16 protein-coding genes, 1 CRISPR repeat array and 1 riboswitch are annotated in these 17,178 nt (G+C 69.3%); of the genes, 7 read left to right on the top strand and 9 right to left on the bottom strand.

Annotated elements, in window-relative coordinates; genetic code table 11:
• Window positions 1–143 precede the first annotated feature (143 nt).
• A CRISPR array of direct repeats spans window positions 144–760; the repeat unit is 36 nt; unit sequence GTTTCAATCCGGCGCGGTTTTCGTGTGCTCGGGGAC.
• 293 nt (window positions 761–1,053) lie between these two features.
• From O7610_RS12910 to O7610_RS12900, 3 genes are all read right to left on the bottom strand, one after another.
• Window positions 1,054–1,506 carry a GntR family transcriptional regulator gene (locus O7610_RS12910; protein WP_289213616.1) on the bottom strand — a complete coding sequence of 151 codons (453 nt, stop codon included), beginning with the start codon at window positions 1,504–1,506 and terminating at the stop codon, window positions 1,054–1,056.
• A 78-nt stretch (window positions 1,507–1,584) separates the two neighbouring features.
• A complete protein-coding gene (locus tag O7610_RS12905) occupies window positions 1,585–2,127 on the bottom strand; it encodes a GntR family transcriptional regulator (RefSeq protein WP_289213370.1) in 543 nt (180 codons plus the stop codon).
• Window positions 2,124–2,846, bottom strand: a complete 723-nt coding sequence (locus O7610_RS12900) for a helix-turn-helix domain-containing protein (protein WP_289213369.1) — start codon at window positions 2,844–2,846, stop codon at window positions 2,124–2,126. The genes O7610_RS12905 and O7610_RS12900 overlap by 4 nt, the downstream gene beginning before the upstream one ends.
• A gap of 129 nt (window positions 2,847–2,975) precedes the next feature.
• Here O7610_RS12900 and O7610_RS12895 point away from each other — a divergent pair, with 129 nt between their 5' ends.
• Together O7610_RS12895 and O7610_RS12890 are read left to right on the top strand one after the other, a co-directional pair.
• Window positions 2,976–3,449, top strand: a complete 474-nt coding sequence (locus O7610_RS12895; protein ID WP_289213368.1) for a hypothetical protein — start codon at window positions 2,976–2,978, stop codon at window positions 3,447–3,449.
• Window positions 3,449–3,724, top strand: a complete 276-nt coding sequence (locus tag O7610_RS12890) for a hypothetical protein (protein WP_289213367.1) — start codon at window positions 3,449–3,451, stop codon at window positions 3,722–3,724. Before O7610_RS12895 ends, O7610_RS12890 begins: the two co-directional genes overlap by 1 nt.
• Window positions 3,725–4,029: 305 nt before the next feature.
• On the opposite strand, the gene O7610_RS12885 is transcribed toward O7610_RS12890, so the two are convergent.
• From O7610_RS12885 to O7610_RS12865, 5 genes are all read right to left on the bottom strand, one after another.
• The gene (locus O7610_RS12885) at window positions 4,030–4,539 is read right to left on the bottom strand and encodes a hypothetical protein (RefSeq protein ID WP_281550983.1); all 510 of its coding nucleotides are present in this window, start codon (window positions 4,537–4,539) and stop codon (window positions 4,030–4,032) included.
• Between the two features lie 11 nt (window positions 4,540–4,550).
• A complete protein-coding gene (locus O7610_RS12880) occupies window positions 4,551–6,260 on the bottom strand; it encodes a PHP domain-containing protein (RefSeq protein WP_289213366.1) in 1,710 nt (569 codons plus the stop codon).
• Window positions 6,261–6,438: 178 nt separating this feature from the next.
• Window positions 6,439–7,239 (bottom strand): energy-coupling factor transporter transmembrane component T family protein, encoded by an 801-nt coding sequence (locus O7610_RS12875; RefSeq protein ID WP_281550981.1) that lies wholly within the window; start codon window positions 7,237–7,239, stop codon window positions 6,439–6,441.
• A gap of 20 nt (window positions 7,240–7,259) precedes the next feature.
• Window positions 7,260–8,684, bottom strand: coding sequence for an ABC transporter ATP-binding protein (locus O7610_RS12870; protein ID WP_289213365.1), 1,425 nt, complete (start codon window positions 8,682–8,684; stop codon window positions 7,260–7,262).
• Between the two features lie 22 nt (window positions 8,685–8,706).
• The gene (locus tag O7610_RS12865) at window positions 8,707–9,306 is read right to left on the bottom strand and encodes an ECF transporter S component (protein ID WP_281550979.1); all 600 of its coding nucleotides are present in this window, start codon (window positions 9,304–9,306) and stop codon (window positions 8,707–8,709) included.
• Window positions 9,303–9,408, bottom strand: a riboswitch (TPP riboswitch). Its footprint overlaps the gene before it by 4 nt.
• A 212-nt stretch (window positions 9,409–9,620) precedes the next feature.
• On the opposite strand from O7610_RS12865, the gene O7610_RS12860 reads away from it, so the two are divergent.
• The 5 genes from O7610_RS12860 to O7610_RS12840 all read left to right on the top strand — a co-directional run bounded on the left by O7610_RS12860 (window position 9,621) and on the right by O7610_RS12840 (window position 16,474).
• Complete coding sequence (locus O7610_RS12860; protein WP_416592874.1) at window positions 9,621–10,637, top strand: permease; 1,017 nt, start codon at window positions 9,621–9,623, stop codon at window positions 10,635–10,637.
• On the top strand, window positions 10,634–11,413 hold the full coding sequence (locus tag O7610_RS12855) for a TIGR03943 family putative permease subunit (protein WP_289213364.1): 780 nt from the start codon (window positions 10,634–10,636) through the stop codon (window positions 11,411–11,413). Before O7610_RS12860 ends, O7610_RS12855 begins: the two co-directional genes overlap by 4 nt.
• A 609-nt stretch (window positions 11,414–12,022) precedes the next feature.
• On the top strand, window positions 12,023–12,364 hold the full coding sequence (locus O7610_RS12850) for a hypothetical protein (protein WP_289213363.1): 342 nt from the start codon (window positions 12,023–12,025) through the stop codon (window positions 12,362–12,364).
• Between the two features lie 208 nt (window positions 12,365–12,572).
• The gene (locus tag O7610_RS12845) at window positions 12,573–12,950 is read left to right on the top strand and encodes a hypothetical protein (protein WP_289213362.1); all 378 of its coding nucleotides are present in this window, start codon (window positions 12,573–12,575) and stop codon (window positions 12,948–12,950) included.
• Window positions 12,950–16,474 carry a M48 family metalloprotease gene (locus O7610_RS12840; protein WP_289213361.1) on the top strand — a complete coding sequence of 1,175 codons (3,525 nt, stop codon included), beginning with the start codon at window positions 12,950–12,952 and terminating at the stop codon, window positions 16,472–16,474. Before O7610_RS12845 ends, O7610_RS12840 begins: the two co-directional genes overlap by 1 nt.
• On the opposite strand, the gene O7610_RS12835 is transcribed toward O7610_RS12840, so the two are convergent.
• Window positions 16,448–17,143 (bottom strand): helix-turn-helix domain-containing protein, encoded by a 696-nt coding sequence (locus tag O7610_RS12835; RefSeq protein WP_289213360.1) that lies wholly within the window; start codon window positions 17,141–17,143, stop codon window positions 16,448–16,450. The genes O7610_RS12840 and O7610_RS12835 overlap by 27 nt on opposite strands.
• Between the last annotated feature and the right edge of the window lie 35 nt (window positions 17,144–17,178).

The following is a 17,178-nucleotide window of genomic DNA, read 5'->3' as shown; positions in this document are numbered from 1 at the left end:
TCGGCTACTCCGGGAAGCCTGGCCTTCGCTCCGGATAGCGGCAGCACCGTCACAGACCGAGATTTGGTCTACGCCGGACTCGTGTCCATGGTTCCGGTTTCGGTGACACCCGAAGAACCGTACTGCTCCGCGACTCAATCTCAGTTTAAATCCGGCGCGGTTTCCGTGTGCTCGGGGACTGGACGCAACCTCCGTCGTCACCGACGAAGTCATGCTGTTTCAATCCGGCGCGGTTTTCGTGTGCTCGGGGACGACAGGTACGAAGCAAGTATCACCTTCGAGCCACCATGTTTCAATCCGGCGCGGTTTTCGTGTGCTCGGGGACTCGCGTGCAGCGTCGTACGGCGGACGGGCTTGCGCAGGGTTTCAATCCGGCGCGGTTTTCGTGTGCTCGGGGACACGACGCGTCGACCAACGACACGCGGTACGGCGGCTTCAATCCGGCGCGGTTTTCGTGTGCTCGGGGACCACATCAAAACAGCCGCAGGCACTACCGCCATCGCAGTTTCAATCCGGCGCGGTTTTCGTGTGCTCGGGGACCGCCCGTATCCGCAAGGATGCCTGCATTCTCATGCGGGCGGGTTTCAATCCGGCGCGGTTTTCGTGTGCTCGGGGACCAGTGTGGTGCAAGGATCGTGCGAACGCACGTGAGGGTTTCAATCCGGCGCGGTTTTCGTGTGCTCGGGGACTCTCAAGACGGCCTTCCACGGAAGGGCTACGGCTCGTTTCAATCCGGCGCGGTTTTCGTGTGCTCGGGGACCGTGTCCGAAATGTCGGGCGGTCTGACCTGGGCAAACAGGGGGCCTGGAGGGCAACCTTCTGTTGATCATGATCTTGGTAGTGGCTCAGATGATCTCTATGAGACTGGTTTTCGCAGCTCGGGGGCAGTTTGGGATCTTTCCGCCAACCTCCCCGGATCCCGGGCGTGTCGGAGGTTGCCGCAATCGACATTTCACCACAACTCCGGCACCTAATCTTGCGTACATCGATGCGTTGTCTGTCCTCAACGGATGCTGCTGGCTCGGCGTGGCTGTCTCACCTCCGTCCGGATACCTAACGACAGGTCGATGTGGAAATTGTCGCGTACCCGGTCGTCTCCGGCAAGGGGGAGCGGTTGTCCGTTGTGCGCATGCTGCGGTTCGCCAAGCGGAGTTCGCCGTGGCCAACTCCACTACCTCGGTGGCGGTCTGGTAAGTGTCGCGGGAGGGCGGTGAGATTAGGCTTTGTCTGGTCCGGGCAGGAGGTATCTGGCCTTGCGCCGGTGGGCGGCTTTTGATCATCTCGGTGACTTCGATCGGTTCGCCGGCCCGGGTAGTGGTTCGCTTCGACGGCGATCGGCTGGTTGGCGGTGACGAACACGCCGACGCCGGACTCGCCACGGACGAATCCTTGCTTCTTGAGGATGTTGAGCGCGCGTTGGGTGGTGAGGTTGGAGACGCCGTACCGCTCGCAGAGTTGGGCCGTGGAGGGCACCTTGTCGCCGGGCTTGAACTCGCCGGTGAGGATCTGGCGGCGCAGGTCGGCGGCGATCTGGCGTTGGCGGTCGCGTAACGTCGTTGGCAGCGGCGGGGTCGGGTTGGTTGGTCATGCGGGTGGGACCTGCATTTGGTAGGTGTGGCCGGTGGAGCGGCTGGTCACGGTGTGCATGACGGCGTACTCGACGGGTTGGCCGGTGGCGGCGCGGCTGATGCGGGTGAGGACGAGGAGTGGCTCGTCGGCGGGGATGTCGAGGAGTTCCTGTTCGTGGTCGGTCGGCCGTCGTGCGGTGACGTGTTCGGTGACCTGGTGGGGTGCGAGGTTGAGGTCGGTGAGGACCCGTACCGCGCCGCCTTTGATCTTGCGGTTTTCGGCGAGTGGGGTGCCGGCGGCGATGGGTTCCGGGTAGTAGGAGTCGGCGAGTTCGACGGGCCGGTCGTCTTCGAGGATGAGGCGGCGGCGGACGACGGCTCGTTCGCCGGCGGCGAGTCCGAGTGCGCGTCTGACCTGTGTGTCCGCGTCGACGGTCTCGACGCCGAGTAGCTGTTGCGTGCCGACGCGTCCCCGGCCGGCGGCCTCGGCGGACCACGCGTCGTGCTGCTGTGCAACGAGGTACGGGTCTGAGCTGCTGGTCCAGCCCTGGTCTGTCATGGGGTCGGTGCTGGTGCGGGGGCTGCTTGCCAGAGGTGCTCGACGTGGCCGGCGTACTGGTCGAACAGGCCGCCGGGGCCGCGGCGGCGGATGTGCAGGGTGGGGGAGGCGTGTCCGAGTTGGTCGGCGAGGTGGGTGCTGACCAGGGCTTCGTCGTCGAAGATCCAGACGGACAGGCTGATGTGGCGGTCGGTGTGGCGTACCTGTGGGGTGGGTTCGATCTTGGCCAGTTCGGCGGTGGTGATGTCGATGCGGGTGGAGATCGACAGGGCGGCGTTCTCGATGCGTTCGCGTTCGCGGGTGACGGGTGAGTCTTTGTGGCCGAGGAGGAAGCGCAGGTCGAGCCCGGATGCGGCCTTGTTGCGCAGGGTGGCTGTGATGCCGGGGACCTCGGTCCAGAGGAAGTAGGAGGTGTAGCCGGCGCACCAGATGCGGGACGTGGCGCGGTGGAGGAGGTCGTTCCAGAGTTCCCGGGGGACGGCTGAGCGTGTCGGCCATGCGGCGCGGATTTCCCGGTCGTATCCGCGTTTGACCAAGCCGGACCAGATCACGTCTTCATCTTCTCTCAGCGCCTGGGCGACCTGCGAGCGGTGGCGGGGGTGAGGAACGCGACCGCCGAGCCACCGGGCGACGGTCTTGGGGTCGACGCCGACCTTGCCGGCCAGGGTCGCGGGTGTCATGCCGGTTCGGCTCATCGCCACGTGCAGCGCTGTGTTCATGGTTGATCACTCCTGGGACGTTTGTAAACGTCCCTAGGCTACCTGACGCAGAGGTCCCGGCATCCCCTCCATACAGGAAGAGTCCACAAAAGATCCTTCAAACGCCCTTGATCCGCGATGGAGAGAGCCGTGAACAGGAACCAGGTTCCCGACAACAGGTATCAACGGACCCGACAACCCATGGTCAACGCGGGTCCGACGCCGGACCGGCCGCCGTTGCCGCGACGGACGCCGGGGCAGACGGACATCGGGCGGGACTCACGTTTCCGGCTGCTGGCCACGCGTGCGGTGGCACCCGCGCCGGACGCCGAACGGCCGGTCGTCGACGCCGAGCAGGCGGTGCTGGACGAGGTGGCGGCGGCGATGCGGAACCGGCCGGACGTCGACGTGTTGGACCGGGCGCGGGAGACGGTCGCCGAGCACATGCCGAGCCGGTTGGCCGAGTGCCGGGTGTGTGACGTGCCGGCGTTCTGCCCGCCGTTCACCAGCGCGTTGGCGGTGTTGGACCGCTGGGATCAGGTCAAGGCGCGTCGGGTGCGGGCGGTGTTGCAGTACGCCGGGTTGTGGCCGGACGGGTACGTCCACGACGGGCGGGACGGCTGATGGCCGACGGGGAACTCCTGCGGGTCGGTGACACGCTGCATCTCGGCAAGGCCGACTGGGTGTTCGGCGACCGGTCGATGACGGTCCGGGTCTCCGACATCCGGTACGGCCTGGACGACGCCGATTCCCCGGTGGTCGGCATCCTTGCCACGATCACGTCGGCCGGGCGGGACGGGCGGATGGCCGCGATCGGCGTCTACAAGAGTGCCCTGATCCGCTCCGGCGTGGTGCAACGCCGGCAGCCACTCAACGGCGTCGACCATCCCCACTCATAGAGAAGTCAATGAGGATCATGGACATCTGCGCGTTGACCAGCGCGGCGTTACTCGGTTTCCTCGCCGGGCTGTTCTCATTCCGAGTCAAGAGTCGCTGGTGCCCTCGGTGCGGCGAACTGACCACCACTCCACCGCCCGCGAGGTGAGGCTGACGCACCTCAAAACGCGAAATGACGTGCGTCAGCCTCACCTCGCGGCTCCGGCAAGGGAAGGCCGTCGAGCATGAGACTGCCTCCGGCGCTGGCCACAGGATGTGACCAGCGCCGGAGGCTGGATAGGTGATTCTGGATAGGTGAGGCGTACGGTCAGTGCTTGTCGGCGCAGCACGGGGTCGGGTCGGGCAGCTCGAACGGCCCGATCCGCCCCGGTCCGACCGGAGTGGTGATCAACGTGAGCACTCCGTTGATCCACTGCGGCCGGACGAAGTCCCGGGTCTGCACCGGCGTCTCCGGCTCCGGAACCGCGCCGCCGAGCATGATGACCTGCTCGATCGCGCTGAGTTCGAGCAGCTCCGCGACGGTGAGTGTGCCGACCAGACGGTCGACCCCGGGGTAGCGCACTGCCCGCCCGGACCGGCCGGCCCGGTGTTCGTCGGCGGCGAGCTCCGCCGCCGGGACCAGATCGGCCGGGGTGGCGGGCAGGTCGGGCAGCCCGTCGGGGGCGGCCAGGCTGATCGCCACGTGTGGCCTCGGTGTCCGCACCAGATGGGTGCAGGCGACGAGGTCGGGCAGGTCGGCCACGCCGACGACGTCGTGCAGCCAGTGTTCGGCGGCGGCGTCGTCGGCGTGCCCCAGGCTGATTCCGATGACTGTCACGGCGGTGGCGGTCAGGATGGCAGGACCCAGATCGGGTTGCCGTAGAACCACAGGTCCAGCCACGGGTCGGCGTCGCCGAGCACGTCCATCGCCGGGCCGTGCGGGTCGACCGCCGCACCCATCAGACCGGGCGCGCTGCGGTTGCCGTCGGTGCCGCGGACCCGGACGTACATCGGTCGGTCCACCCGGCCCAGCGGGTAGCTGAACGACACCCGCTTGCGGCCCGGCTGCACCTCGAACGAGGCGGCGACCCGGGTGGTCGGGGCGGTGAAGGCGTCCTGGTCGGTGACCGGTCCGGTGACGTCGCCGACGATCAGGTCCACCCGAGCCAGCTTTGGCACGAACTGCGCCCAGTTCGGCACGGTCGCCAGATCGATGTCGAGGGTCACCACGACCGACGTACCACTCTTGATCTTCAACGTACCGCCGAGGGTAGCACCGGCACCCGGCCGCTGGTCGTTGAGCCGGCGGACCCGCATGCCCAAGCCCCGGATCAGACCGCCGTGGTCGACCCAGACCCGGCCGGCCCGGATGGCGTCCATCACGGCGCGGTAGCCGAACGCCTGCGCGCCGACGTGGGTACGGCTGTACTGGCCCGGCCAGAAGTCACCGGCGGTGGTGATCAGCGGCCCGTACACCGGGTCGTTGTACTTGCCGTTGGCGTTGAAGTCGCTGTCCGGCCCGCGCATCGACGTACCCAGGTAGTTGATGTGCGAGTCGGAGTTGGCGCTGATCCACCACGGCTTGCCCTCGGCGAGCAGGCTGTCCCACAGCCCGCCCACGGTGGAGGTCATCCAGTCGAACCCGCCCCAGGTGCGGTAGCTCTCCAACGGGTAGCCGGGGAACGACGCCGCCGACGGGCTGCCCTCGTAGTAGCCGCGACCACGACCCGGGCCGTTTGGTGCCGGCAGGCTGGAGGCCTGGTGACCGGGCGCGCCCTCCATACCGACCGCCACGGTCGGGTCGGCGTCGCGCCAGGCCCGCACCTCGTGCGGCGAGTCGACGCCCCGCCGGGACGGGTGGTTGGCCAGGAACAGCGCACCGCCGATGCGGCGCCGGCGGACCTCGTCACCGAGGAACTTGATGCCGGCGATGGCGAGCGCCTCGTTGGCCGGGCTCGGGCTGCTGGTGCCGTTCACCGAACCGTCGTAGTCGGTCTCGAACTGCTTGAGTACGGCGACCTCGTTCGGCCCCGGCTGGACGAAGACCGTGCCGTGCTCGGCGGATGGGATGTTCCACTCCAGGCCCTGGTAGATCAGCAGGTCCTTGATTTCCTTGCGGGTTTCGACGATGTCCGGGTTGACCTTCTCCACCCCGATGCGGGAGTGGGTGGCGTTGCCGTGGTCGGTGATGACGATCCAGTCCAGACCGTACGCGCGGGCGTGCTTGGCCTGGTCGACCACCCGGTACATGGCGTCCGAGCTGTACTGGGTGTGGATGTGGTGGTCGCCGGCCAGCCAGACGAACTCGCCGTCGTTGGCCTGGCCACCGCCGGTGCCGCCGCTGTGGTCGTTGGCCGGTGCGGCGTGCGCGGCGTGTCCGCCGGCCAGCACCGACGACGCGGCCGCGCCGGCTCCGAGCAGCCCGGCGTTGCGCAGGAAGGTACGCCGGGACGCCTCGGTCGGCGACAGTTCGGCGTCCGGCACCGACAGGTCGAGCGGTGCCGGTACGTCGGCACCGCTCGCTGCGTGGTCGTGGTGGTGATGGTGGTGGTGTCCCATCCCTGTTCCGCCTCCCAGATCAACTTTTGTCGCGGTCAATCTCGTGGAGGTGGGGAAACAGCAGGCGACGTGCTGCCGTCGTTGCGGCGCACGTGTCGTGAAGGTGTTGCCATGTATGCATCTGTGGCATCTGGCGTGACCTGCTGATCTTTGTGCCGGGGGGGTGGCCGGGCCAGGATCAGCCGATCACCGGGCGGAAGACCCCGGCGGCGAGACTGACCGCCAGCGACCCTCCGGCTGCGATCGCGGCACCGGCGACCAGAGCCGCGTCGGCCGCCCCGAACCGTTGCCGCCGGGCGCTGGTCCGGGGGATGCCGGCGTCGAACCCCCGGGCGTCCATCGCGGTGGCCAGCCGGGTGCCCCGGCGGATCGCCAGGACCAGCAGCCCGAAGGCGGTCGCCGCGAACAACCGGAGCCGGCGCACCGGGTTGCGGCCCGCGTCGATGCCCCGGGCCCGGCGGGCCATCGCCAGCAGCTGCCACTCGGCGGCCAGCATCGGCACCAGCCGGAACGCGGCGAGCGCCCCGATCGCGAACCGGGGCGGGGCCTTGACGTTCTGCACCAGGGCGTCGGCCAGGTCGGTCGGGTCGGTGGTGGCGAAGACCAGCACCCCGGGCAGCGCCACGGCCAGCAGGCGCAACGCCAGCCCGAGTGCGGTGACCAGTACGCCGCTGGTGACCAGCACCGGGCCGGCGGCGAGCAGCACCGGGCCGGTCCGTTCGGCGGCGAACAGCGTCAGGGTGACCAGCACACCGGCGGCGCTCAGCAGCAGCGGCGCCATTCGGCGCAGCAGGGCACGGTAGCCCAGCCCGAACAGCGGGACCACGGCGAGCTCGACTGCGATCGCGACGGCCGGCGCCAGCGGGTCCAGGGTGGCCAGCAGCAGCACCGAGAAGACCAGCGCGGCGGCGAGCTTCGCCACCGGGTTGCGGCGGGCCAGCGGCGCCGTCTTCTTGGTGCCGTCCGGTTCGCCGATCACAGGGTCAGCCGCCGGCCGGCTCACAGGGTCAACCGCCGGTCGGCGAGGGCGGCGACGAGGTCGACGTCGTGGGTCACCGTCACGATCCCGTGCCCGGCGTCGCGCAGCTCACCGAGCAGCGCGACCAGTTCGAGCCAGGTGCGCCGGTCCTGGCCGAACGTCGGCTCGTCGAGCACCAGCAGGCGGGGCGCGGTGGCCAGGGCGGTCGCCACACTCAGCCGCCGCGCCTCACCACCGGACAGGGTGTACGGGTTGGCAGCCGCCAACCGGTCCAGCCGCAGCCGGTGCAGCAACTCGTCGACCACCGGCGCGACGGCCGACTCCGCCAGCCCGCAGCGGCGCGGGCCGAGGGCCAGCTCGTCGGCCACCGTGGTGGCAACGAACTGGTGCTCCGGGTTCTGGAACACGTTGCCGATCCGGCGGACCAGCTCCGGTGCCTGCCACCGGTGCGGGGCCGGGCCGACCCGGCCGTCGCCGGTCAACGCGGCGGTGGCCCGGACCGCTCCGTCGGTGGCCGCGACCAGCCCGCCGAGCAGCAGGGCCAGCGTGGTCTTGCCGGCGCCGTTGGGCCCCAGCACGGCCAGTGCCTCGCCGCCGCGTACCGGCACCTCGTCGGCGAGCGGGGCGAGCCGGGGCACCAGCCCGACCCGGTCGGCGATCAGCAGCGGCTCACCGGCCGGGGCGGCGGAACCACCGCGCTGCGGCAACGGCTGGTCCGGCACCCAGACACCGTCGGCGGCCAGTTGCCCGCCGTACCGGTCGAAGATCTCGTCCGGCTTGCCGTCGGCCCGCACGCCGCCACCGGCGGACAGCACCACCACCCGGTCGACCAGCGGCAGCGCCTGCGCCACCCGGTGCTCGACGATCACCAGCGTGGTGTCCCGGTCCCCGTCGAGCGCCCCGGCGACGGCGTCGCGGACCAGGTCGGCGCCGGCCGGGTCGAGGTTCGCGGTCGGTTCGTCCAGCAGCAGCAGACCCGGCCGCAGGGCGAGCGCCCCGGCCAGGGCCAGCCGCTGCTGCTCGCCGCCGGACAGCGCGGCAGTCGGCCGGTCCCGGCCGTAGCGGAAACCGACCCGGGCCAGCGCGGCGTCCACCCGTGGCCAGATCTGCTCGGCCGGCACGCCCCGGTTCTCCAGCCCGAACGCGACGTCGTCGCCGCTGCGCGCCATGACCAGCTGGCTCTGCGGGTCCTGGAAGACGATGCCGACCCGCTCGCGGGCCTTGCGCGGGTCGAGCCCGTCGACGGTGACGGTGCCGGCCTGCTCGCCCGAGTCGGCCGGCAGCAACCCGGCGATCGCCGCCAGCAGCGTGCTCTTGCCGGCCCCCGACGGCCCGAGCAGTAGGACCCGTTCGCCGGCGTCGACGCTCAGCTCGACGTCACGGACCGCCCAGGCCCGGCGGCCGGCGTGCCGCCAGCCGAACCCGCGCAGCTCCAGCCGGCTCACGACCCGGCCGGCCCTGGCCGGGTCACACCGTGGTGCGGTCGCGGCCGGCGGGGAACCGGTCGAGCACCCCGGTGCGGGCCAGTGCCCGGGTCAGCGCCACGCTGCCGGCACCGGCCAGCACGATCGCGCTGACCACAGTGACGATGAAGATCGGAATCCGGAAACTGACCAGGTCGTACGGCGCGTAGTAGCGGATCTGGTCGAAGATCGCCGCGCCGAGCCCGGCGGTGGCCCCGGCGGTCAGCGCCACCGGCAGCCGGAACGAGCGGTACGCCACCGCCAGGAACACCAGCTCGGCACCGACCCCCTGGGCCAGCCCCTGCACGATCACCACGGCACCCCACTGGCTGCCCAACGCCGCCGAGACGACCGCTGCGACCAGCTCGCAGAACAGCGCGGCCCCCGGCTTGCGGATCACCAGCGCGCCGAGCACAGCCGGCACCAGCCACACCCCGTACAGCACTGCCTGAGCGGGCGGGAAGAAGGTGAACGCGGCCTCGGTGGCGGTCCAGATCAGTCCCCACAGCCAGAAGACCACCCCGAACGCGACCGCGATCACCGAGGCGACCACGATGTCGACGGTCCGCCAGCTACGGTCGGCGGGCATAGATTGCTGCGTCATACGTCGCTCCAACTCCCTGCGCTGGCATTACCCAGATCAGGTTCGAGGGTCTGCGGGACTCCCCGCACTCTCAGCGCTGTGTGCGCTCCCCTGTGGGACATCAGGTTGTGCCACTGACGCTAGCACCGGTGGCACCGCACCGACAGTGGTCGAGTCCCGGTGTGGTGGCGGGCACCCCTGCGCGGGTTATCGTGAACTGCCCGCCTTCACACCAGCGAGGGGACCAGCCCGCCGTGACCGCTGCCGATCGCACCGCGACGCGTCGGACGCGCCCAGGCGACGACATCGACTGGGCCGCGCCGGCCGACGACGACCTGCCCGGGTCCGGCGGCGGCGCCGGACCGCCCGGTGGCCCGCGTCCGCCCCGACGCCGACTGTTCGGTGACCGGGTCGGCTCGGTGGAGGTGCTCGCCTTCCTGCTGATCGGGCTGGTGATCTTCCGCGAGCCGTTGGCCAACCTGATCTCCGACCCCCGGCTGCAGACCTGGACCACGGTCTTCGTGTCGGTGATGGTCCAGGCGATGCCGTTCCTGGTCTTCGGGGTGGTGCTCTCCGCGGTGATCGCGGTCTTCGTACCCAGGTCGTTCTGGGCGAAGGCGCTGCCGAAACACCCGGCGCTGGCGGTGCCGGTGGCCAGCGCCGCCGGGGTGGTGTTGCCCGGCTGCGAGTGCGGTTCGGTGCCGATCGCCGGGTCGCTGATCCGGCGGGGCGTCGCGCCGGCCGCCGCGTTGGCCTTCCTGCTCGCCGCCCCGGCGATCAACCCGATCGTGCTGGTGGCCACGGCGGTCGCCTTCCCGAACAACCCCGAGATGGTCGTCGGCCGGGGTGTCGCCAGCCTGCTCGTCGCGGTCGTGATGGGCTGGCTGTGGCTGCGGCTGGGTCGCACCGACTGGATCCGCCTGCCGCACCGCCCCGACCTGGACGACCTGTCCCGGGCGCGGGCGTTCTGGGCGGCGGTCCGGCACGACATCATGCACGCCGGCGGTTTCCTGGTGATCGGCGCGATGGCCGCCGCCAGTATCAACGTGCTGGTGCCGGAGCGCTGGTTGCAGACCCTCGCCGACAATCCGGTGCTGTCCATCCTGGCGCTCGCCGCACTCGCCGTGCTGTTGTCGATCTGCTCCGAGGCGGACGCCTTCGTCGCGGCCTCGTTGTCGCAGTTCTCGCTCACGTCACGGCTGGTCTTCCTGGTCGTCGGCCCGATGGTCGACCTGAAACTTGTCTCGATGCAGGCCGGCACGTTCGGGCGCAGATTCGCGTACCGGTTCGCTCCGGCGACATTCCTGATCGCCATCGTGGTGGCGGTCGCGGTGGGGACGGTGCTGCTGTGAACAAACAGGCTCAAGGTGTGGTGCTGCTGCTGCTCGGTGGCGCGGTGGTCCGGGCCAGCGTCACCGACATGTACCTGCGGTACGTCAAGGAGGCGCTGCAGCCGTTCCTGATCGTCGCCGGCCTGCTGCTGATCGCCGCAGCGGTCATGACGCTCTGGCACGACCTGCGGCGTCGGTCGACACCGGCCCCTGCCGTCGGCGTACATGCCGGGCACGGCCACGCCACCGACGACGGGCACGGCGACGCCGCCGACGACGGCCACGGCCACGCCCATCACGAGCCGAGGGTGGGCTGGCTGCTGATCCTGCCGGTGCTCGGGCTGCTGCTGGTCGCCCCGCCGGCGCTGGGTTCGTACGCCGTCGCGCAGGCCGGCACCGCGTTGAGCAGCGAGCAGGCATCGTCGGACTATCCGCCGTTGCCGGACGGCGATCCGGCCGAGATCAGCGTGCTCGACTACGCCTCCCGGGCGATCTTCGACGAGGGTCGGTCGCTGGACGGGCGCAACGTACGACTCACCGGCTTCGTCACCGACGGTCCGGACGGTGAGCCGATGCTGGCCCGGATCGTGCTCTCCTGCTGCGCCGCCGACGGCCGGCCGATCAAGGTCGGGATGGACGGGAGCGTCCCGACCGGGCTGCCGGCGGACACCTGGATCGAGGTGGTCGGCCGGTACAGCGACCGGATCGGCACCGACCCGGTGAACGGGGCCAGCATCCCCTACCTGGCGGTCGAGTCGTGGCAGCAGATCGACGCCCCCAGGCAGCAGTACGAGTAGGGGTTTCCCACTGCGGGAGGGCCATTCAGAAATTGGTCGACGCCCATGGATGTCACGGTGAGCGGGGTTGAGGGAGATCTTCAGAGCCGTCGCACCCGAGCTTTGAATGACTTTCAACGAAGAAGAGATCCACGTTCGGACGACAGACCCCCGTTGTCGGCCAGCCGACTCGTTCCTTGCTTGTGATGCCTGATCAGGTCAAAACTACACCGTACGCCGTTGCTCGTTGCGACAACTTGTCAACGTGTCTGGTGAGTGGAGTGCGGGCGGATGAAGACGCATTGGGCGTGTCTGGGCGGGACGCGGTGCGGTCCTTTTGTCGAGTTGGCCGATGTTGGTGATCCCGTGACACGTCACTGTGGATGCGTGCTGTCCTGCGGTTGGGTTGTGATGCTCGGCCCGGGTATGAAGTCGGATAAGGGCCGGTTGGGGCCGGTTCAGCGGATGCCCTTCGGTGGTTCTCGTGTGTCGTTGAACGCGTCTGGGTGAGTCCAGGTGGTTCCGGCCGGAGATGGTGGACAGTGCGGCCATGAGGCGGACCAGAAAGGTTGATAAAGGTCGATGCTTGTGTGGCATGGCTTGGTGTGGGGCGCAGTTGGTGGCGCTGTCGTGGAGGCGTACGACGCCGTCGCGGTCGTCCGGGCGACCGGCCGCTGGCCATGGATCGACCCCAAAGACTCCCAGGCGTCGCTTCGGGTGCGTTGGAACGCCTTCGGTATCTGGGCGTTCGCCTCGGTGGTGCGGGTCGCCGCAGGCGGCGGCACGGCCGCCGCCGCTGCCGGCCAGCTTGGCGGTGAGTTGGCGGCGTTCGGGCTTGGGGTGGCGGGGCCTCTGGCCTTGGAACGGCTGGTGGCCGTCATCGGACGTCGAGTCGAAACGCCGGCCGCGGTTTCTGCGGCCGGAGTGGACGACCGTCCCGATGACATGGCGGGAGCGGCCGATGTCCGGTGATTCCTGGTGGGCCCAGGTGTGGGCGACGGTGGGCCGGCGGACGCCGGCGTACCAGGCGGCGGGCGTCGGCGTGCGGCTGGACGGGTCGTGGCTTCGGCAGGTGGCGGCTACCGTGGCCCGGCAGACACCGGCGTTCCGGGCAGCGTTCGGTGGCCGGCCGCGCCGGCGCGTCGTCATGGTCAGGCCACGTAGGGTAGCGGATGCGAGGGTGGTCGCGGCGGCCAGGGAAGCCGCCAGGGGCGTGGTGGCGCTGGTCGCGCTGCCGGAGTTGTTGGCGTTTGACGTGGTCAGCGATGCCTTCTTCGCCAGATCGCGGCGGCGGTTCGCCGGTGCTGGCCACCTGGCGTTTGGTGATCGGCGCGCCGGCGCAGGTACCCGGATGACCCCGGTGGTGCTCACCGCAGCGAGCATGGCGGTCGAACACCTGATTCGGGTCGGGCACCAGGACGGCGGCCGGATCTCGGAGCGGGACTGCGCCGAAATCCGCAGGATCGTCGGCGACGTCGCACGGGATGCCGGTGTCGAGGGCACCACCGCCACGCGGATCGCCGAGGCTCTGATAGAGACGTTGCGCGACGATTCGTGATGGCCAGCACCGAGGCGGACGCCCAGGCCGCGCCGGGGGAACCCGGGCAGTCGCGGGCGGCCAACCTGTATCGGGTGCCCGCGGCGACCACGACGCTGTTCGCCCTGCTGGTTCTGGCCGTACTGGCGACGGCCGGCCTCATCTACACCAGCATCTACACGTCGGTGCCGACCAAAGGCCAGCAGCTTTGGGCGTCAGTGATCCTCTGCAAGGCGGCCGAGCCGATCCTCGCGCGTGACCCCGACAGCCTCAACGGCAACGAGGTCACCTGGTACACCGACGCGCTGCACCGCTCCAGCCTGTGCGTGGCGCCGGAGTGGCGCGACGAGATCTTGTGGGCCGTCTACGGCAACATGCTGCTGTTCGCCGTGGCGGTGCTCATGTACTGGACCTACCCGTGGTTTCTGATTCGCCTTCGCGGCCTGCGCAAGCTTGCGCCGGACGGGCCGTACCGGCAGGTGCATGGCGACCTCGTCGAGCTCAGCGAACAGGCTGGTCTGTCCTCTCCGCCCACCTTCATGCTGGGCGCGGGTAAGGACGTCAACGGCCAAGCCTTCGGCCGGCTCGGCCGCTACTACGTACGGCTCGATGCCGGGCTGCTCGATCTGCACGGTAATGGTAGGGACAGGGAACGCTTCGACGCGGTCGTGCTGCACGAGCTGGGCCACCTGTACCACCGCGACGTGAACAAGACCTACCTGACAGTGACGATATGGTGGTCCTACGTCGCGGTGGCGGCGCTGCCCCTGCTGGTGCTCACCGTACATCCGGGCATCCTGTCCACCCCGCTGGACTGGCAGGGACCCTCAGCGGGGACGATCGGCAAGTTGGCTGTGCTGCTCGCGCTGACCGTGTTTGTGCTGCTCAGCCGAAACGCCGTGCTGCGGGCGCGGGAGACCTACGCGGACATGCGTGTGGTCGCCTGCGGTGGCCCCGTCAACGCGCTCCGCAACGTGATCGAGACTCAGCAGTGGCCGCTGCTGCGTGGCATGTTGTCCCGTCACCCGCACCCGACCGACCGGGTAAAGGCCGTCAACGACCCGGACACGATGCGGGTACGGCCGCGGCTGTGGGAGACCGCCACCGCCGGATTCGCCGCCGCCGTGATCGCGGTGAATCTTCAGGTCCTGGTGCCGACCGCGTTCCCCGAGTACCCGGTGTTGAGCGCGACGCTCGCCGGGCTGATCTGCGTGCCGGCTGTCGTGGGGCCACTCGGTGTGGCGGTATGGCGAGCCACCGTCGCCGCGCGGCTACGCACCAGCCGCGGCGTGTCCGGGTCGGGCGGCACCGGGCGGCCACGCTGGTGGCACATCGCGTCGCCCGCCATGGCGCTGACCGCCGGGTTCCTGCTCGGCGAGCAGACAACCCTCATTTCGTCCAACCGGTTCAGCCTGCTGCAGTGGCGCTACCTGGGCGCCGTCCTACTTCTGCTCGTCGGCGCCCTCGCGGTCGCAGGGTGGATGGCCGCCGCGATGCACACCATCGGCGTGGGCACCACCGCCGCTCGGCGATGGTCGGCACCGCTGCTGATCAGCACGGCGACCCTCGCCGCAGCCCCATGGACGGCGCTGTGGGTCGCCTTCCGCGACAATGACGCATTGCTCGATGTGGGGCTATATGACGCTCCTATTGCGGACGTCGGCTGGTACAACCTACTCATCCGCTGGTCCGACATTCAGTCCGGCCCACTGCACTACATAGCGAAGACCCCGCTGGTGCTGCCGGGGTTGACGCTGCTGTGGCTGGTGCCGTGGCTACTCAGCCGCCATAGCGGGCACGGCGCCGGTGTCCGGCCACACCCACCGGTCAGGCTGCGGCCCGCCGTCATCACCTCCCTGGTCGTCGCCGCCGCCGTTGCACTAGTCTGCCTCTCGATCGCCGTGGCCACGGGCGTCCTGCTGCCCGACGAGGTCAGCGACAGCGTCGGCTACAGCGTCGGCATCTTCCTGCTCGCCTACCACACCGTGGCCAGCATGGGCGTCGCCTGCGCCGTCGGTGTGGTCACCGTCCGGGCCCGCCGGCACTGGGCGTTGCTGGTGCCGTTCACGCTGTGCCTGGCCGGTGTGCTGGCCACTCTGGCGGCCGACGCAGTCGCGCTTCCGGTCGCCCGCTGCATCAACCTGGCCGGCTCGGCCGACCGGTTCGTTCTCAGCTGTGCCTCTCCACTGCCATCCGACGTTTCGTTGGAGGCGTACCGGTTCCACCTGACCATCGTCGAAGGCGCGGTGCTGGCCATCCCAGCCATCATGGTCGCGACCGCTATCGCCAGAATCCGCTTGCTGTGGCGGGCGAGGCCGCGACGGCAGCCCGAGCATCACGCCACCGGACCAGATGGAGGCCCGGCACGGGTGCCCGCCCCGCGCGAGGACACCGCCGACCAGCACCCGACACGCACTGGCGGCGCTCCACCCGAGCTGGCTCAGCCACGAAGCGATGAGGCCGATCATCCAGGGCAGGAGGCATCGACCCCCACCCGCCGACATCACCGCATCCCCGGTGCCCCCGCTGTCGGCGTGGCGATCCTGGCGACTGTGACCATCGCGCTGACCATCCTGCAAGCCCCCGACCTGTCCAGGACCTGGCTCGGCGAGGTCCTCAACTCCAAGCCCAACCGTCCCGGCGTCACGGCGAAGCTGGCGTCAGTCGACTCCTGCCTGGTCGGAACCTGGAGGGAAACCTCGCGCGTCGCCTACCGCCACATCGATGGCACCGGGGTATGGCTGCGTAGCAAGGGTCGGGTCTACGAGTTCCGCGACAATGGCACCGGAATCATCGACTACGGCATGGGCGTAACGGAGACCGGGACGTTGCACGGCAAACCCGTCACAGTCACCAGGACCGGCCGGGTGACGTTCTGGTACGAGACTCGCGACAGAATGATCAGTTACTCCCACTCGGCCGGAGACGGCACGATCATTATCAGTGTCGCCGGCGCGGTCCAGCAGCGCAGCTCGCTGCACACCGACACCGACACCGGCACCGGCACCGACACCGAGCACTACTCCTGCCTATCCGACGACACGATGAGGCTGCACACCACCAGCACGCACACCAACGACATGCGGCGACTCAGCCGCACCCCCATCCACGCTCCCGTCCCGACAACCCCGGCAGGCGACCAAAACTGCCTCATCGGCACCTGGACCGAAACCAACCACGTCAAGTACTTCGAAGGCGATCCCACCCCGTGGACCAACTTCGGGGTGGTGCGGCAGTTCAAGGCCGACGGCACCGGCACAGTCGACTTCGGGGCCGGTAGCCCGAGATCCGCCGTACGAGATGGCCTGAAGTGGCAATTCGTCATCACGGGTAAGAGCACATTTCGATATCGAACCAGCAACGGCAAAATCGTTTATTCGGAAGTTTCCGGACACGGATCAGCCACGCTGATCGTGGACGCCGTCATCAGATCACAGGATGACTACCAGGTGACCGAGTTCGACCCAAACACGTACGTGTGCCAAGGCGACACCATGCGGCTGAGCGGACCTTCCTACTCAGTCGACCTTCGCCGCGAACCCTGACAATGCCGGCCGGTGGGTGCCGAAGCCCCGTCTGTGCAGGTCAAGCGGCATGTTCCTATTCGTGGATGATGCTGCCGAGGCGGTCATGTCTACGGATGTCCAGGTGCGTGACCGTGGCCGCATCGGTGATCGGCTCCGGCAGTGGTTGCCGGGGTCTGGCGTTCGAGATGCCCGGTGGGGTCGGTGCGCGTTGTGATGCCGTTCGGAACGCCGCAGCGTCGTGGCGGGCGCCGTTGACGGGCTCGCCGACGTCCGCCGGCCGTCGAGGTCGGCGATGACCTGTACGTTCTGCCCGGACACGTGCTTTTTGCCGGAGAACGGGCCGTGGTAGGACTCGCGTTCGCCGACCGAGGCCAGGAACCCGTCGACCAGTACACCGTCACGGCGGGTTCGTTCCAGGCGCTGGTCGACCTCGGGACGGGTGGCCCAGCGCAGGATCGGCGGCAGGATCTGGTGATAGCGGGTGATCGTGGCCTGCGAACAGCCGAACACCTCAGCCATGACCTCGTCGGGCATGTTGTGCCGCAGTTCGAACAGCACCGCGATCACCGCCGTGGGCAGCGGAAACACGCGCGGACGTCCGACCAGCGGCTTCTCCCACTCGTCGCTCACGATCTCGCGAACCCGGCCGATCAGGTCAGCGAGCCGGCCGGTCGGGAGTCCTGCCATACTTGCACAGCGCAGCGGCTGGCCCTCGATCAACT

The sequence above is a fragment of the Solwaraspora sp. WMMA2065 genome (assembly GCF_030345075.1).
In the GTDB taxonomy this organism is placed as follows: Bacteria; Actinomycetota; Actinomycetes; order Mycobacteriales; family Micromonosporaceae; genus Micromonospora_E.
Note: the sequence above shows the minus strand (reverse complement) of the source record. Positions and strands in the feature narration are given on the sequence as shown.